The organism is Variovorax sp. CCNWLW225 (assembly GCF_037204045.1).
Lineage (GTDB): Bacteria > Pseudomonadota > Gammaproteobacteria > Burkholderiales > Burkholderiaceae_C > Variovorax.
In genome coordinates, this window is record NZ_JBBCBV010000003.1 from 209,168 (window position 1) to 225,117 (window position 15,950).

At 63.3% G+C, this 15,950-nt stretch carries 16 protein-coding genes; 7 read left to right on the forward strand and 9 right to left on the reverse strand.

The annotated features are described in order from the left end of the window. Positions 1-131: 131 nt before the first annotated feature. Genes V9L20_RS08700 through V9L20_RS08710 form a run of 3 tightly spaced genes read left to right on the forward strand, consistent with a single transcriptional unit; the run spans position 132 to position 4,189 of the window. The gene (locus V9L20_RS08700) at positions 132-2,030 is read left to right on the forward strand and encodes a bifunctional sugar phosphate isomerase/epimerase/4-hydroxyphenylpyruvate dioxygenase family protein (protein WP_337296271.1); all 1,899 of its coding nucleotides are present in this window, start codon (positions 132-134) and stop codon (positions 2,028-2,030) included. A gap of 27 nt (positions 2,031-2,057) precedes the next feature. After that, positions 2,058-3,467 (forward strand): MFS transporter, encoded by a 1,410-nt coding sequence (locus V9L20_RS08705; protein WP_337296272.1) that lies wholly within the window; start codon positions 2,058-2,060, stop codon positions 3,465-3,467. A gap of 38 nt (positions 3,468-3,505) precedes the next feature. Beyond that, positions 3,506-4,189 carry a DsbA family oxidoreductase gene (locus tag V9L20_RS08710; protein WP_337296273.1) on the forward strand — a complete coding sequence of 228 codons (684 nt, stop codon included), beginning with the start codon at positions 3,506-3,508 and terminating at the stop codon, positions 4,187-4,189. Here the strand turns inward: V9L20_RS08710 and V9L20_RS08715 are convergent. Continuing rightward, positions 4,179-5,111, reverse strand: a complete 933-nt coding sequence (locus tag V9L20_RS08715; protein WP_337296274.1) for a LysR substrate-binding domain-containing protein — start codon at positions 5,109-5,111, stop codon at positions 4,179-4,181. The genes V9L20_RS08710 and V9L20_RS08715 overlap by 11 nt on opposite strands. Before the next feature lie 149 nt (positions 5,112-5,260). Between V9L20_RS08715 and V9L20_RS08720 the strand changes: the two genes are divergently transcribed. Continuing rightward, positions 5,261-5,656, forward strand: coding sequence for a RidA family protein (locus V9L20_RS08720; protein ID WP_337296275.1), 396 nt, complete (start codon positions 5,261-5,263; stop codon positions 5,654-5,656). Between the two features lie 30 nt (positions 5,657-5,686). Here the strand turns inward: V9L20_RS08720 and V9L20_RS08725 are convergent, their stop codons facing one another. Continuing rightward, entirely contained in the window at positions 5,687-6,283 is a 597-nt protein-coding gene (locus V9L20_RS08725; protein WP_337296276.1) for an NAD(P)H-dependent oxidoreductase, read from the reverse strand. Positions 6,284-6,380: 97 nt separating this feature from the next. On the opposite strand from V9L20_RS08725, the gene V9L20_RS08730 reads away from it, so the two are divergent. Next, the gene (locus V9L20_RS08730; RefSeq protein WP_337296277.1) at positions 6,381-7,052 is read left to right on the forward strand and encodes a TetR/AcrR family transcriptional regulator; all 672 of its coding nucleotides are present in this window, start codon (positions 6,381-6,383) and stop codon (positions 7,050-7,052) included. On the opposite strand, the gene V9L20_RS08735 is transcribed toward V9L20_RS08730, so the two are convergent. Continuing rightward, on the reverse strand, positions 7,049-7,924 hold the full coding sequence (locus tag V9L20_RS08735) for a LysR family transcriptional regulator (protein WP_337296278.1): 876 nt from the start codon (positions 7,922-7,924) through the stop codon (positions 7,049-7,051). The genes V9L20_RS08730 and V9L20_RS08735 overlap by 4 nt on opposite strands. Before the next feature lie 103 nt (positions 7,925-8,027). On the opposite strand from V9L20_RS08735, the gene V9L20_RS08740 reads away from it, so the two are divergent. Together V9L20_RS08740 and V9L20_RS08745 are read left to right on the forward strand one after the other, a co-directional pair. Next, positions 8,028-8,957 carry an NADP-dependent oxidoreductase gene (locus tag V9L20_RS08740; RefSeq protein WP_337296279.1) on the forward strand — a complete coding sequence of 310 codons (930 nt, stop codon included), beginning with the start codon at positions 8,028-8,030 and terminating at the stop codon, positions 8,955-8,957. A gap of 56 nt (positions 8,958-9,013) precedes the next feature. Next, positions 9,014-9,883: an NmrA/HSCARG family protein gene (locus tag V9L20_RS08745; protein WP_337296280.1), complete on the forward strand. Its 870-nt coding sequence runs from the start codon at positions 9,014-9,016 to the stop codon at positions 9,881-9,883. Between the two features lie 530 nt (positions 9,884-10,413). On the opposite strand, the gene V9L20_RS08750 is transcribed toward V9L20_RS08745, so the two are convergent. From V9L20_RS08750 to V9L20_RS08775, 6 genes are read right to left on the reverse strand one after another with little or no spacing between them, the layout of a single operon-like run. After that, positions 10,414-11,184 carry an SDR family NAD(P)-dependent oxidoreductase gene (locus V9L20_RS08750; RefSeq protein WP_258507618.1) on the reverse strand — a complete coding sequence of 257 codons (771 nt, stop codon included), beginning with the start codon at positions 11,182-11,184 and terminating at the stop codon, positions 10,414-10,416. A 5-nt stretch (positions 11,185-11,189) separates the two neighbouring features. Beyond that, positions 11,190-11,909 (reverse strand): ABC transporter ATP-binding protein, encoded by a 720-nt coding sequence (locus V9L20_RS08755; protein ID WP_337296281.1) that lies wholly within the window; start codon positions 11,907-11,909, stop codon positions 11,190-11,192. Further along, positions 11,893-12,651: an ABC transporter ATP-binding protein gene (locus V9L20_RS08760; RefSeq protein ID WP_337296282.1), complete on the reverse strand. Its 759-nt coding sequence runs from the start codon at positions 12,649-12,651 to the stop codon at positions 11,893-11,895. Before V9L20_RS08760 ends, V9L20_RS08755 begins: the two co-directional genes overlap by 17 nt. Then, the gene (locus V9L20_RS08765) at positions 12,648-13,928 is read right to left on the reverse strand and encodes an ABC transporter substrate-binding protein (protein WP_337296283.1); all 1,281 of its coding nucleotides are present in this window, start codon (positions 13,926-13,928) and stop codon (positions 12,648-12,650) included. The genes V9L20_RS08760 and V9L20_RS08765 overlap by 4 nt, the downstream gene beginning before the upstream one ends. Beyond that, a complete protein-coding gene (locus V9L20_RS08770) occupies positions 13,925-14,941 on the reverse strand; it encodes a branched-chain amino acid ABC transporter permease (protein ID WP_337296284.1) in 1,017 nt (338 codons plus the stop codon). The genes V9L20_RS08765 and V9L20_RS08770 overlap by 4 nt, the downstream gene beginning before the upstream one ends. Then, on the reverse strand, positions 14,938-15,798 hold the full coding sequence (locus tag V9L20_RS08775; protein ID WP_337296285.1) for a branched-chain amino acid ABC transporter permease: 861 nt from the start codon (positions 15,796-15,798) through the stop codon (positions 14,938-14,940). Before V9L20_RS08775 ends, V9L20_RS08770 begins: the two co-directional genes overlap by 4 nt. Positions 15,799-15,950: the final 152 nt, after the last annotated feature.

Below are 15,950 nucleotides of genomic sequence, written 5' to 3' on the forward strand. Positions count from 1 at the left end.
TCGCGGAGCGGGATCACGCCTAGGTCTAACCCCTATTTCGTTCGAACAATGCACGCAGGCGTTCGATTATCGAACGACGGGTGAATGTGGAGCATTGTGGGCAGGGCGCCGTCTTCCTAAAGTCGGTTCCCATGCATCGCTCCATTGCCACCGTTTCTCTCAGCGGCACGCTTCGCCAGAAGCTCGAAGCCATTTCGGCCGCGGGCTTCGACGGCATCGAACTGTTCGAGAGCGACTTCGTCAACTTCAAGGGCAGCGCCAGTGAGCTCGGCCGCATTGCCGCCGACCTTGGCCTTTCGATCGACCTGTACCAGCCGTTCCGCGATTTCGAGGGCATGCCCGAGGCGCAGTTCCGGCGCAGCCTGGAGCGCGCCGAACGCAAGTTCGACCTGATGGAAGCGATGGGCGCGCCGATGATGCTGTGCTGCTCGAACACATCGCCGCTCGCCATCGATGACCCGGCGCTTGCCGCTGCCCAGCTGCACGAGTTGGCGGAGCGCGCCGCACGCCGCAACCTGCGGGTGGGCTTCGAGGCCCTGGCCTGGGGCCGCTTCACGTCGCTCTATGGGCAAGCCTGGAACATCGTGCGCGAGGCTGGTCATCCGAATCTCGGCTTGATCCTGGACAGCTTTCACACGCTGTCGCTGAAGGACGATCCCGCGGGCATCGCCCAGATTCCGGGCGACAAGATCTTCTTTCTGCAGATGGCCGACGCGCCGCTGCTTTCGATGGACGTGCTGCAGTGGGCCCGCCATCACCGTTCGTTTCCGGGGCAGGGCGACCTTGCCGTGATCGGGTTCTTCGAGCAGGTGCTGCGCGCGGGCTACACAGGGCCGCTGTCGCTCGAGATCTTCAACGACATCTTCCGCGAGACACCGAACCGACGCACCGCGGTGGATGCGATGCGCTCGCTGCTGTACTTGGAAAGCGAGGCGCAGCGGCGCCTTGCGGCGGCGGCCAATACCGCGGCTGTGCCCGTGCCGCCGCAGCGCGTCGAGCTTTTCAGCCCGCCGTCCGTGCCGGCGCTGTCGGGCCTGTCGTTCATCGAGTTCGCGGCTGACGAAAGCTCGGCCCGTACGCTCGGCGCACTGCTTGGGCAACTCGGCTTCCGCCGCGTCGGCCGGCACCGCTCGAAGGCGGTGGTGCTGTACCGCCAGGGCGAGATCAACCTGATCGTCAATGCGCAGCCGGATTCGTTCGCGCGCAGCCGCTTCGATGCGCACGGCACCTCGGTGTGCGCGCTGGGCGTGCGCTGCGCTGACCCTCTGGCAGCGGTCGATCGCGCCACGGCGATGCGATCGCAACGCCACGACAGCCCGGTCGGCCCCAATGAATTGCGCGTGCCGGCCATCGTGGCGCCGGGCGGCAACCTCATCCACTTCGTGTCGGAGGCGCTGGGTGCCAACGGCCTCTACGAAGCGGATTTCATCCTCGAAGAAGACGCAGCCGGAGCCGGCGGCGCAGGCCTGACGCAGATCGACCACGTGGCCCTTGGCCTGGCGGTGGACCAGCTCGACACCTGGGTGCTGTTCACACGCGCGGTGCTGGGGCTGGAGCCGGGCGAAAGCCTGGAGCTGGCCGATCCGTTCGGGCTCATTCGCAGCCGGGGCGTGGCCGATGCGGCGCGAAGCGTACGGCTGGTGCTCAACGTGTCGCTGAGCCAGCGCACCCGCACCGCGCGCACGCTGAGCGTGACGGGCGGCGGCGCGGTGCACCACATTGCCTTGCGGTGCGAAGACATCTTCGAAAGCGTGGAGCGGCTGCGCGCCAACGGCACGCGCTTCGTGCCCATTTCGGGCAACTACTACGACGACCTGGCCACGCGCATCGATCTCGACCCGGCGCTGCTCGCACGCATGCGCGCGGCGGGCGTGCTGTTCGACCGCTCTGCGGCTGGCGACTACCTGCACATCTACACCGAGAACATCGAAGGCGGGCTCTTCTTCGAACTGGCACAACGCACCGCGGGCTACGACGCCTACGGTGCCCTCAATGCACCCGCGCGCATGGCATCGCAGGCGCAGGAATAAGTTTTCTAGTCAACCCGGAGACAAACCATGGCAAACACCACGGCCCAAGAGCCGAAAGGCAAGCACCAGTCGAAGAAGGCCACCGCCAGTGGCTGGATCGGCTCGGCGCTGGAGTACTACGACTTCTTCATCTACGCCACCGCGGCGGCGCTGATCTTTCCGCAGATCTTCTTTCCCAAGGGCGACCCGCAGATCGCGATCATCGCGTCGCTTGCGACCTACGGCGTGGGCTATGTGGCACGGCCGATCGGCGCACTGCTGCTGGGCCACTGGGGCGACACGCACGGCCGCAAGACCGTGCTGATTCTCTGCATGTTCCTGATGGGCTTTTCGACCATTGCCGTGGGCCTGCTGCCGACGTATGACCAGGTCGGCTTGTGGGCGCCTGCGATGCTGGTGGTGCTCCGGCTGATCCAGGGCTTTGCGGTGGCCGGCGAAATTTCAGGCGCGAGCTCGATGATCCTGGAGCACGCGCCGTTCGGGCGCCGCGGCTTCTTCGCGAGCTTCACGCTGCAGGGCGTGCAGGCCGGCCAGATCATGGCGGCCGCCGTGTTTTTGCCGCTCGCGCACTACATGGACAAGGACGCCTTCAACTCCTGGGGCTGGCGCATTCCGTTCCTGCTGAGCTTCATCGTCATCGTGGCCGGCTACATCATCCGCAAGGAAGTGGACGAGACGCCCGCCTTCACCGAAGTGGAGAAGAGCGCGACCGTGCCCAAGGCACCGGTGATCCAGGCCGTGACCGAGAGCTGGGGCGACATGCTGCGCGTGCTGCTGTGCTCGCTGATGAATGTGATTCCGGTGGTTGCCACCATCTTCGGCGCCGCCTATGCGGTGCAGCCGGGCTACGGCATCAACTTCGAGAAAGACATCTACCTCTGGATTCCGGTGATGGGCAACATCCTGGCCGTGATCGTGATCCCGTTCGTGGGCAACCTGTCGGACAAGGTCGGCCGGCGCCTGCCGATCGTCGTTGGCGCCCTTGGTTCGGGCCTGCTGTCGTTCGGCTACCTGTACGCCATCAGCATCCACAACGTGCCGCTGGCCATCGTGATGTCGCTCCTGATGTGGGGTGTGGTCTACCAAGGCTACAACGCCGTGTTCCCGAGCTTCTATCCGGAGATGTTCCCCACGCGCACCCGCGTCTCGGGCATGGCCATTTCGCAGAACATCGGCACCGCAATCGCGGCGCTGCTGCCGGCGCTGTTCGTGGCCGTTGCGCCCCCCGGTGCCGCCAACATCCCGCTTACCGTGGGTGCCATCACGCTGGCGATCTGCGCCATTGCCGCTGTTTCGGCCTGGTCTGCCCGCGAAACCTACCGCGTGCATATGAACGACCTGGGCAAGCCCGACGCTGTTCCGGTCGAGAAGACCGAGTACGACCGGCTGCGCGAACAAACGCTGGTGAACGCACGCATGGCCAAGGCAACCGCCTGAAGACCTTGCGCGCACCAAGGGAGTCGGCGCCATGAAGAATGGCGCCCATGACCTCCCATCTGAAGATCGATTTTGTTTCCGACGTGTCTTGCCCCTGGTGCGCCGTCGGCCTGGGTTCGCTCGAAGCGGCGCTCCAGCGCGTAGCGCCCGACGTCACGGCGGAGCTGCATTTCCAGCCCTTCGAACTAAACCCGCAGATGCCGCCCGAAGGCCAGGACACCTTCGAGCACCTGAACCAGAAGTACGGCTCCACGCGTGAGCAGCAAGCGCAGTCGCGCGAGATGATCCGCCAGCGCGGGGCTGAGGTGGGCTTCGAGTTCAGTCCCGAAGGCCGGCCGCGCATCTACAACACCTTCGATGCGCACCGCCTGCTGCACTGGGCCGAGCTCGAAAGCCTGGCCAAGCAGGCCGCGCTGAAGAAGCTGCTGCTCAAGGCCTACTTCACCGACAGCCAAAACCCGTCGGACCCCGAGGTGCTGGTGCGTGCGGCCACGGAGGCGGGCCTCGATGCGGCGCGTGCGCGCGAAATCCTAGCAAGCGACGAGTATGCAAACGAGACCCGCGAGCGCGAACGCATGTACACCGATGCGGGCATCCACTCGGTGCCCGCGATCATCATCAACGATCACCACCTGATTTCGGGCGGGCAGCCGGTCGAGGTGTTCGAGCGGGCGCTGCGTCAGATTGCGGGTGCGCAGCCGAGCACCGTCGTCACGGCCTGAGCTGGCGCCGGGCCTCGACAGGCGCGTGCTGCGCCATCAGCTCGGCGATCCAATCGATGAACACGCGCAGCTTGGCGCTGACGTGCCGGTTCGGCGGAAACGCGACGTACAGCGGCATCGAGTCGAGCTGCCAGCCATCGAAAAGCCGCACCAGCTCGCCGCCCGCCAGGTGCCCCTTGGCCATGTAGTCCGGCAGCCAGAGAATCCCCAGCCCGGCAAGCCCCGCCGCGAGATACGCATTGCCGTCGTCCACCGACAGCACGTAGCGGCCCTGCACCTCGATGCGCTCTTCGCCCAGCCGCATGGCATACGGAAAAGTCTTGCCGCTGCGCGACCACAAGAAGCCCACGATGCGGTGGTGCGTGTCTTCCAGCTCGCGCGGGTGCAGCGGCGTGCCGGCAAGTTCCAGGTAGCGCGGCGCCGCATAGACGCCCAGCCGCAGGTCGCCCACGCGTCGCGCCATCAGCGACCGGTCGGTGAGCTCGCCGCCGCGCACCACGCAGTCCACGTTGTCGCCGATCACATCCACCATGCGGTCGCTCACGCCCATGTCGAGCTGGATGTCGGGGTAGCGGGCATGGAACGCCGGCAAGGCCGGCACAAGGATCATGCGGGCCAGCGGGCTTGGCACGTCCACCCGCAAGTGGCCGCGCGGCAACGCCGAGGCGCTCGGGAGGCTGGTTTCCGCGTCGTCCATGTCGGCCAGAAGGCGCACCACGCGCTCGTAGTAGGCGGCACCATCGGCCGTGACGCTGAGCTTGCGCGTGGTGCGGTTGAGCAGCTTCACGCGCAGCCTTGCTTCCAACTGCTGCACCAGCTGCGTCACGGTGGTCTTGCTCATGTTCAGCGTGTCGGCCGCCTTGGTGAAGCTGCCTGCTTCCACCACGCGCGCGAATGCGTGCATCGCATCGAAGCGGTCCATGTCTGTTCCTGCTGGTTCGAAGATTGTTTGAGTTTGCCAAACAATGATTGTTGGCTTTGCCTGTTTATCCGATGAGCCCGGATCCCTAAAGTCGCTTGATCGTGATGACGGGCCGGCGACGGCTCATTCGAGAAAAGAGGAAGCAATCCATGGCTCAACGCGACGTCGTTTTTCCGCCCGGGCGCCAGGCGCTCTATGAAAAGAACCGCTATTCGCCGGCCGTCCGGTCCAACGGCTTCCTGTTCGTTTCAGGCCAGGTCGGCAGCCGCCCCGACGGCTCGCCGGAACCCGACCTGGAGGCGCAGGTTCGGCTTGCCTTCGAGAACCTGAACGCCATCCTGGCGGCCGCGGGCTGCACGTTCGACGACGTGGTCGACGTGACCGTCTTCGTCGTCGACCCGGAAGCGAACTTCGAAAAGATCTGGAAGGTGGTGCCGGAGTACTGGGGCAATGCGCCGCACCCGACGCTCACCGGCATCGGCGTGACGTGGCTCTATGGCTTCAAGTTCGAGATCAAGGTGATTGCGAAGCTTCCTGAAGCCTGATGCGATGGCCAGGACTCCCTGGCTTTCAGCTCAAGCGGCAACGGCCGAGAAAAGCCCGCGCCCCAGGTCGCGCGCGGCTTCCAGCTGAACGGTGCGGTCCGGCCGGTCGGACTCGAGCAGGAACTCCGACGTCACCACGCGTGCGCCGCAGTAGCCGAAGATGCCATGGTCGATCTGCGTCTTCATCGCATCGAAGTAGCCATGCCGGTCGTAGGTTCCAGGGTCGGCGCCGCCAATGGCGACGAGGTGCACCGGCAAGTGGCCCAGGCGCTTGACGAGCTTGCCGTCGCGCTCGTCGTAGGCCCATCCGTTCGCGAACACGCGGTCGATCCAGCCCTTGAGCAGCCCCGGGAAGGACCACCAGTACACCGGATACACCAGCACAAGCGCATCGGCGCGGTCGATTCTTTGCTGTTCACGCGTCACGTCGGCATCGGGCGGCGCCTGCTTCCTGTGGGCGGCATGGTCGCCCGCGGTAAAGCGCGGGTCGAAACCCTCCGCTGCAAGGTCGGCAATTTCCGCCGTATGGCCTTCATCGGCAAGCGCGACACCTTCCGCGAGCTTGCGTGCGACGTGGTGGGTGAGCGATTCCGGATCCGGGTGCGAGACAACGATGAGCGCATGCATGCGTGACATTCCTTTCATGCTTCTTGAGGTTGAAGAGGGCTGCTACAGTTGCAACCTACGTTTAGTATATTGATTAACCTACCTTTGGTACATAACCATGCCCAAGCACGGGGTTAAAGAGGCACGCGCCACATCAACCGACGCCGATGAGCCCAAGCGACGCCGGCTCTCGCGGCAAGACCGCTACCGCCAGCTCATCGAAGTGGCGTGGCGCATCGTGCGCGAATCGGGCACCGATGCCTTGACGCTCGGCTCGCTCGCCGAGCAGGCGGGCATCGCCAAGCCGGTGGTGTATGACCATTTCGCGACGCGCAATGGGCTGCTTGCCGCGCTCTACGGCGAGTTCGACATGCAGCAGAACGCGCTGATCGATGCCGCGATCGAGAACAGCGAACCGACCCTGGCCGGACGCGCATCGGTGATTGCCGGCTCGTATGTCGATTGCGTGCTCGCGCAGGGGCGCGAGTTGCCCGGCGTAAGCGCGGCGCTAGCGGGCTCTCCCGAACTCGAGAGCCTCAAGCGCGAATCGGAAGCGGCCTTTTTGCAGAAGTGCCGCGCGCTGCTGGCACCGTTTGCTCCCGGCAAGGACATCGGCGTGGCCGGGCTGCGCGCCATGCTGGGAGCGGCCGAGGCCTTGTCGTACGCGGCGGCCATGGACGAGATCTCCGCGTCGCAGGCCAAGGAGGAACTGCTCGAGACCATCCTGGGGATGGTGTCGCGGCAGAAGCGGCCAGCCGCGCGTCGGGCCGCGAGCCGACCGGTCTCCTAGCCGTTCAGCACGAGCGACTCCTGCGGATACTGCTCGCACATGAAGTCGACGAACGCGCGCACCTTCGGCGCAGGAAGCCGCCTGGATGTATGCAGCACCCACAGCGCGACCTCCGCACCCGAAACCATGCCCCACTGAACCAGTTCTCCGCGTGTCAGCTGGTTGCACGCAATGGACTGCGGCATGAGGGCGGCGCCTGCGCCCGCGACCGCAGCATCGCGAATCATCAGGAACGAGGAAAGCCTCAGCCTTGGAATTGGCTCAATCACAAGGCGCCCGTCGTCGAGCGTCCAGTTTCCGCCTTGAAAGTTTGTTGAAACGATGCCGGGAACGGCGCTGACCTTGCCTGGCTTTGGCGCCGGCACGGAAGGCGCGGCCACCACCACCAGCCGGTCCTTGGCGAAGCACCGGCCCACCAGGCTGCTGTCGGGGCTTGGATTGATCCGGATCGCGGCGTCGAATTGCTCCTCGACGAGGTCGACCAGCCGATCGTCCGCCACCACCTCGCACGTCACTTCAGGGTAGGCCGCGCAGAACCCGGCCGAAATGCGGCCCATCGCAAGCTGGGAGAACAGCACCGGCGAGGCGATGCGCAAGCGTCCGCGCGGTACCGACAAGCCCTCACGCGCGGAAGTCATCGCGTCGGCCACCTCGTGCATCGGCCCTTCGGTGCGATCCATCAGCAGCTGGCCGGCTTCCGTGAGCTTGAGCCCGCGGGCGCTGCGCTCGATGAGCCGCACGCCGAGCTGCTCTTCCAGGTCCGCGATGCGCCGCGAAAGCGTCGCCTTCGATCTGCCGCTGGCGCGGCTTGCTTTTCCGAGGCCGCCGTTCGTTGCGACGAGCGCGAAGTCGCTCAGTGCGTTCAGGTCCATGGTGTTTCGAAATTGAGACGAGGTGTCTTCATTTTCGGGTCTTCGTTTTACCAATGCAACGGCCTATCTTCTCCTCATCGCAACTTCGAAACGAGGAATTGAAATGACCACCACTCAACGTGCTGTGCTGATCCGGGCCTATGGCGGTGCCGCAGAGGTCGCCGAAATCACGAGGCCCTTGGCAGGGCGGGGCCAGGTTCTGGTCCGCGTTCGCGCCGCCGGCGTGAACGGCATCGACTGGAAAGTTCGTGACGGCTTGGTTCAGCAGGCTTTTCCGCTGCAACTGCCCGCCGTGCTGGGTATCGAGCTCGCGGGTGTCGTCGAGGCGGTTGGCCCCGGCGCCTCGCGCTTTCGTGTGGGCGACCGCGTCATGGGGCCGCTAGGCGGGCTGGGTGCCTATGCCGACTTCGTAGCGGTCGACGAGGCGAACCTGGTACGCACGCCGCACGGCCTGGACGACGTTCATGCGGCCGCCATTCCGGTCGCGGCCGTTGCAGCTTGGCAGAGCCTGCACCACGCAGGACCGATCGGCGCAGGCCAGCGAATCCTGATCCACGGGGCAGCGGGAGGGTTGGGCGGCTATGCCGTGCAGTACGCCAAGCAGGTGGGCGCCGAAGTCTTCGCAACGGCGTCGGCCGCGCACCTGGACCATGTGCGCAGTCTGGGCGCGGACCACGTCATCGACTACCGGGCCCAACGCTTCGAGTCGGTCGCGCGGGACATCGACCTGGTGCTCGACTATGTCGGAGGTGAAGTGCTCGACCGCTCCTGGCAGGTGCTGAAGAAGGAGGGCGCGATCGTCGGCACCTCGTCGCCCGACATCCTTGCACGCACGCCGCCCGGCCGCCGCGGACTGTGGTTCATGAACAAGCCGGACGCCGATCTGCTGGAACGGCTGGCGGCGGAGATCGCCGAAGGCACGCTGATCTCGAAGCTTGGCGAAGTCGTCGGCTTCGCCGACATCCCGGCGGCCATTGAACGCAACCGCACCGACCCTCGCATCGGCAAGGTGGTCGCGGACTTTTCGCGCTGATCGGCCCCTTGCTCCCTTTACCTCGCTTCATTACCTAAAAACCCCTGGAGATTTCCATGAGCATTCTCGTCACAGGTGCCACCGGCACCATCGGTTCCCTCGTCGTCCAAGGCCTGGCCGGCGCAGGCGCCCAAGTCAGCGCATTCGTTCGCACCCCCGGAAAGCAAAGCTTTCCAACGGGCGTCAAGGAGGTCGTCGGCGACCTGACCGACGTGCCCTCATTGCGCGCGGCACTGTCGTCGGTGCGCACACTGTTTCTGCTGAACGCCGTCACGCCGGACGAAGTGACGCAAGCCTTGGTCGCACTGAACCTCGCGCGCGAGGCCGGCATCGAGCGCGTCGTCTACCTGTCGGTCATCCACGCGGACAAGTTCACCAACGTGCCGCATTTCACCGGCAAGCACACCGTCGAGCGAATGATCGAAAGCCTCGACATTCCCGCGACCATCCTTCGGCCGGCTTACTTCATGCAGAACGAGCGCATGGTCCAGCAGGTGATCCAGGGCTACGGCGTCTACCCGATGCCGATCGGCTCCACCGGCGTGGCCATGATCGATGCGCGAGACATTGCGGATGCCGCCGTCGCCGAATTGCTGCGTCGGGACGGGGCGCCCGCGCCGCTGCCGCGCGCAACGCTGGAGCTGGTCGGGCCCGAGTTGCTGACAGGAGAGTCGGTGGCCAAGATCTGGAGTGCCGCGCTGGGCCGCGACGTGGCTTACGGCGGAGATGACGTGGCCGCGTTCGAAGCGCAGATGGCGGGGCAGGGGCCGTCGTGGCTTGCCTACGACATGCGCCTCATGATGGCCGGGATTCAGAAGTTTGGCATGCACGGGGCCGACGGCGCAGTGGATCGCCTGCAGGCCATCATCGGGCGTCCTTTGCGCAGGTATGGCGACTTCGTGAAGGAGTCGATTGCTGCGTCGTAGGCTGCGCTTCGCGTGGGCAGCTCCGAATGTTGTATGCCGGAGTTACTGCAGGTAACATCCACGTCGCACCATAGAAACAGATCTCTCTGTATGCGCGCTGTGGATTGGCAGCGGCCAGCCGGTCTCGACCATGGACGCCGGTCGGCACATTGATGGCGTCATCGGCTTCGCTCAACTGGCACTGGGGCTTTTTCTTGTTCTCAAGGCTCAGGTTGTCGCTAGACATTTGCTGAGCGATCCGCAAGCGTCCGAAAAATCAGATTCATAAAAGCTTCATCGTCGATGCGTTGTTCCCGTCATTGGCGGATTGAATGCGACCGGTCCACTAGTCACAGTCACGCATATGAAACGAACTGGCGAACAGGCGAATGCCGCACTAGAACCAACATTGCCAGGTACAGCAGGCAAGATGCTGCTCTCGCCCACGGTTCACGAAAAGAATGAGACTGCTGTCTTCGGAATAGACCATTGCGTCATCTCGCCAGAACTCAGCCATCCGTTCCGCCATCACGCGGCCCTGAGCGCCGGCTCTAACCGCTTGTTAGTCCACCATCGACAGGAAAGATGCCTCCTGTGGTCCATGATGAGTCATCGCCTGCCAGAAAGACTGCGATGCCGGCGAGGTCGTCCGGCCGCCCTATGCGTCCGAGAGGGTATGCGCCATCCACGTATGCCTGAAGCTTTTGGCGGGCTTCAGGCGGCAACACCTCGATCGTTCGACGGCGCAGCGGGGTATCGACAGTTCCTGGAGCGATGGCGTTCACACGAATTCCGGAGGGGCCTAGTTCATACGCAAGCGATTTGGTCAACGAATTGATCGCCCCTTTTGTCAGCGAGTAGAGCGTCGATGGTCTCCCTGGCAGCATCTTCCCGGCGAAGTAGGAAGATATGTTGATGATCGATGCCGCGCGGTGCTCCATGAGCGGGAGAAGGCCTTGCGTCAGGAAGTAGGCCGAGGCGATGTTGAGATTGACGGAGAGTTGAAACTCCGCAGTTGTGGCTTCCTTGAAGGGAACAAGCACTGACGTTCCGGCGTTGTTGACGAGAATGTCGAGCGAAGTCGTCTGCGAACTCAAAGTATTGACAACCGCTTGAACCCCTTCCTCCTTAGATAGATCGGCGGCAATTGATTGGCTCGATTCGCGCCCGATGACGTCCATCGCGGCGTCGAGCTTTTCCTTGTCGCGCCCGACGATGCAGACATGCGCACCACGCTGGGCCAGCGCCTTGGCGATCGCGAGCCCGATGCCGTCGCTCCCGCCCGTGACTAGAGCTCGTCGTCCAGAGAGTTTCATTGTCATGCCTGTCATGCTGTCGCAAGACCTAGTGCCCGCTGCTGCAGCGCCACGTCGCCTTTCAACGTATCTGCATCCGTTGTGAGTGTGATCACTCCCGCAGACATGACGGCTATGCGCTCAGCCGCGCGCAAACCCACCCGCATGTTCTGTTCCACCAGAAGGATCGACACCCCGTCGCTATCGAGTTGCGATAACGTCTTCAGCAGGTCGTCGACGATTGCCGGCGCCAGTCCTTCGGACGGTTCATCCAGCACGATAAGCCGGGGGTTGGTCATGAGCGCGCGCGCGATAGCCAGCATCTGTTGCTCTCCGCCAGAGAGCTGGTTGCCGAAGTTCCTCTTTCGTTCCGCCAGTCGCGGAAAAGCGCGATAGACGCGTTCCCTTGACCACGGCCCGGGCTTGAGTCCGTCCATGAGCCGAAGATGTTCGTCGACGGTGAGTGAGCGGAAGACTCTGCGACCTTGAGGAACGATCGTGATCCCATGCGCCGCGATATGTTGTGGTGGCAATCCGGCCAGCTCGATTCCGCCGAAATCGATGTAACCCGCAGTAATCTGCATCAACCCGAGAAGCGCCTCGCACAGCGTCGACTTGCCGGCGCCATTGCGCCCCAAGAGTGCCACGGGCTTGCCGGGTTCAACTGTCAGATCAACCCCATGAAGCACCTCGAGTGATCCCCGCCGGACATGGAGACCTCTGATGGTCAACGCACTAGTGTTCTGCGCCAAGATACATCTCCCTGACAAGCTCGTTCGACCGGATTTGTTCGGGTGTACCCGACGCCACCACTTGGCCATCACGCATGACCGTTACCTCGTCGGCAAGGGCCAATGCCACATCCATATCGTGCTCTACGAAGAGCAGCGTGACTGACCGCGGCAACGCGCGAAGCCGGCCCAGCAGTTCAACTCGCCCGGACGGCGACATGCCGGCGGCAGGCTCATCGAGGAGCAAGAGTGTGGGTTCGGCCGCTAAGGCCATGGCGATTTCTACTTCGCGTTGCTGCCCATAGGACAGGGACCCGACCGGCAGTTCCGATACGGGCTTCAACGCAAAACGCTCCAACACGTTCTCCAGCCGCTCGCCTATTGCGCCGTATGTCGGCCAGGCGTTCAAGCCAAATCTAGGGCCGGCGCGACCGGCCAGTGCCACCCGCAGGTTGTCTGCCACGCTGCGATCACCAAAACACAGTGACGTTTGGAAGGTGCGGCCGATTCCCAGCCTGGCGCGCGCATGCACGGCCAGGTGCGCGAGCCGGATTCCCTGAAAACGGACGTCTCCGGCGCTGACCGGCACCGTCCCGCATATGGCGTTGAAGAGTGTCGACTTTCCGGCCCCATTGGTGCCAAGCAGCGCATGCCGCCCACCCGCAGGAATCCGCAAGGAGACATCGCTCACCGCACGCACGGCACCAAACTGGACGCAGACTTTGTCGATTTCCAGCAGGGCCGCTTTGTCGTCGGACCTCATGATGGCGACTTGCAAACAGGGTTGTCGCGACCGGCAGCGCCGAGCGCAAGAAACTCCGTACGCGGGCGGCCCAAGGTCTGATTGACGCCTTTCGCGGTCTTGACGAGCTTGTTGTACAGCTTGCCATCCGATCCCTGAGCGACTTCCGTGACGAAAATATCCGCGACGGCTTGACGGTTCTCGTCGAGCGTTACCGCGCCTGTGGGCGTTTCCATCCGCAGACCTGCCAGTGTCTTCTGATAATTCGTCTGGTTGCCCGATGTGTCCCCGTTGACCTGCTGCAGCCCTGTGAGAGCGGCTTTGGTACCGACGTAGTAGCCGTGAGCAAAGAGGGATGGCGACGGGAATGCTGCCGGGAAAGCCTTGCGATAGCGATCGCTGAACTCAACCCACTTCGGATCGGGATTCGAATCGGCAGTCGGACCGGCTGCGATCGCGCCGACCAAATTCTTGCGGAACGCACCCGTTGTACTGAGCACGTTCTGATCCACGGTGACACTTCCGCCGATGATGGATGCCTTTCCGCCACTCTGGTAGTACTGGGTGAAGAAGTTGACGGCATCAGAACCGCCGAGAAGCACATAGATAGCGTCGACGTCCTGAGGAAGCTTGGCGATGACCGAGGTGTAGTCCTTGGTACCCATCGGAACCCAGTTCTTCTGGGTAATCTTTCCTCCCTTAGCGCAGAACTCCTGCTGGAAGCCCATCACTTGAGAGTAGGGAAACGAGTAGTCCTCTGCCACGACTGCCACCCGCTTCCACCCTTTGACGTCGATCGCATAGCTACCGAGTCCAGCCTGCCACTGCGCGCCATCTGTGCTGAAGCGGAAAAAGTTGGAAGCCGGATCCCGCAGGGTCGTGTCCTGGGCTCCCGATGTGCCGTTGACGAACGTTTTCGTTGGCACTGTCTTGGCATATTCCTTGACGGCAAGACCCTCCCCACCCGACAGTGGCCCGATGACCACATCGACTTTATCCAGTTCGATCAGCTTGCGCGCCTTGGCAACGGCAACGTCCGGCTTACCGTTGGTGGATTCCTTGATCAGCTCAACCTTGCGGCCGCCTATTCCGGCTTTGAACTCTTCGAGCGCTAACTCCGCACCGCGGATGCCGTCCTGTCCCGCCTGAGCGAATGGTCCCTCAAGTGTGGCGAGAACTCCGATCCGGATGGGCCCCGTCTCTGCGCTTTGGGCCCTTGCCTGGGAACAGAGCGCAAAGCAAGCAGCGGCCAGCGCGGCAGCGGCGGCGCGAGATTTGATAGAGGTGCGCGAGGTCATGATGTCTCCTTAGTGGTCTGAACAAGTGGCGTGGGCGCATGTCGGCCCAGGAAAGAAAATCGAAGTGATGGCAGACGAGACAAGCTGATGAGGCCGCCCGGCAAGCAGAAAACAATCAGCACAAAGGCCGCGCCGATGACCAGGTTGAACCGGTCACGGCCGACAAGCAGCGAGGCAAAGTTCTCGAGGAGCACGAAGAAGATCGCGCCCACGAAAGCACCCATCGATCTGCGCATGCCGCCGACGACCGCGACGATCAACAACGCAACGGCGGCATGAATGTCTGTCGAGCCGGGCGACACCTGACCCGAGTACCAAACGTTCAACGTACCTCCGACGGAGGCAATCAAGCCGGACATGGTGAAGGCGACCAGACGCAAACGTGCCGTATCGTGTCCAAGCGCCGCCATGCGTTGCGGCGCATTGCGCAACCCGTGAAAAGCGGAGCCCAATGGCGTGCGCTCAAGCCATCCACAGAAGGCGATGCATGCAGCAGAGCACGCAACGGTCAAAGCGAAGAATGCCTTCTTGTTGGAGAAATCGATTCCGAAGGCTTGGGGCGGGCGAACTCCATTGACACCGTCAAAGCCATTGAAAACAGTCGTGTTCTGTGAGACGAAATAAAACCACGACATCGAAAGCGCGAGCGTGATCATCAGCAGATAGATGCCGGCGCTTCGGAGGGCGATGAATCCGACAAGCAATCCCGCAAGCGACCCAGCCGCCAGGGCCGCAATCACGGCTACCGGCAATGGGAGCGCGATACCCATTCCTGAGGTGTTGACCGAAAGCAGGGCTACTGTGTATCCGGCAACAGCTGCGACAGCCGCTTGAGCGAATGACACCAAGCCGGTCATTGATACAAGCATGGTGAGGCTCAACGCAGTGATGCCAATGATCATCGCGCGGGTTGCCACAGTGGATACCCAAAAATCTCCCGCAAAGAGCGCGAAAACGACGAAGAACGCGAGCGCTGCAACGCTTGTGATGACGGGCGTCAGATATCGGCTCATGCGCCTCTCCCGAACAGTCCTGCCGGCCGAACCGCAAGGACCCCAACCATGAGCAGGAAAGTGAGTAGCATCGCGTAGTTCGGAAACAGCGCCAGTCCGAACTGCTCCGCCATCCCGATAAGAAGTGCCCCTACGGCACCTCCCACCAGGCTGCCCATGCCGCCCACGATCACCACCACGAGCGACGACAAGAGCGCACGGGCATCCTCACCTGGAGCGATCGACAGCGCGCTGCCTCCCACCACACCAGCAGCGCCGGCGAGAGCTGCTCCGAGCGCGAATACCAGCAACATCGTTCGTCCAATGTTGAATCCCATCGCCGACACGATCCGCTGATCGTCGACTCCCGCGCGTATCAGCATGCCGAGACGTGTATGGTGAATGATCCACCAGAGTGCTCCGCCGACGGCGCATGCAAAGCCCATCACGAAGAGTCGAATGGTGGGGTAGGCCCCCACGAGCGGTAGGGCCGTGCTACCGAAGATGGCTTCAGGTGGTTCGAACAAAACCGTGGCGCCCCCATAGCGGGCCAGAAGCAGGTCGCTGATCACCACTCCAAACCCAATGGTTACCAGTGCCTGGCGTAGCTCGTCGCCTTCCAGGGAGCGGAGCAGAAACTGATGAAGCACCGCTCCAACGATTGCCGCGGCGATCGATGCACCAACCAAGCCGGCGACCCAAGAGCCGCTGACTGCGGCGATCTCGTAGCCGACATAGCCACCGAGCAGGTAAAGCGCACCGTGGGCCATGTTGACCGATCGCAGCAATCCGAAAATCAGCGAGAAGCCGCTTGCTACGAGGAAGTAGAGGGCCGCCACGGTCAAGCCGTTCATGGCGACGAGCAGATAGAGCTTCAAGGTTGCTCTCCCTTGCCGGCGAACAGCGCGTCCGTGCAGTCCTCCGGCACGGAACGCAGTTGCCTTTGGCCCCACCTATTGAATGTCGAGTTGCGCATCTTGATTGCTCCTGTGAATGCGTGGCGTCCCGCTGCTGCCCCGCCGTCGAGGAA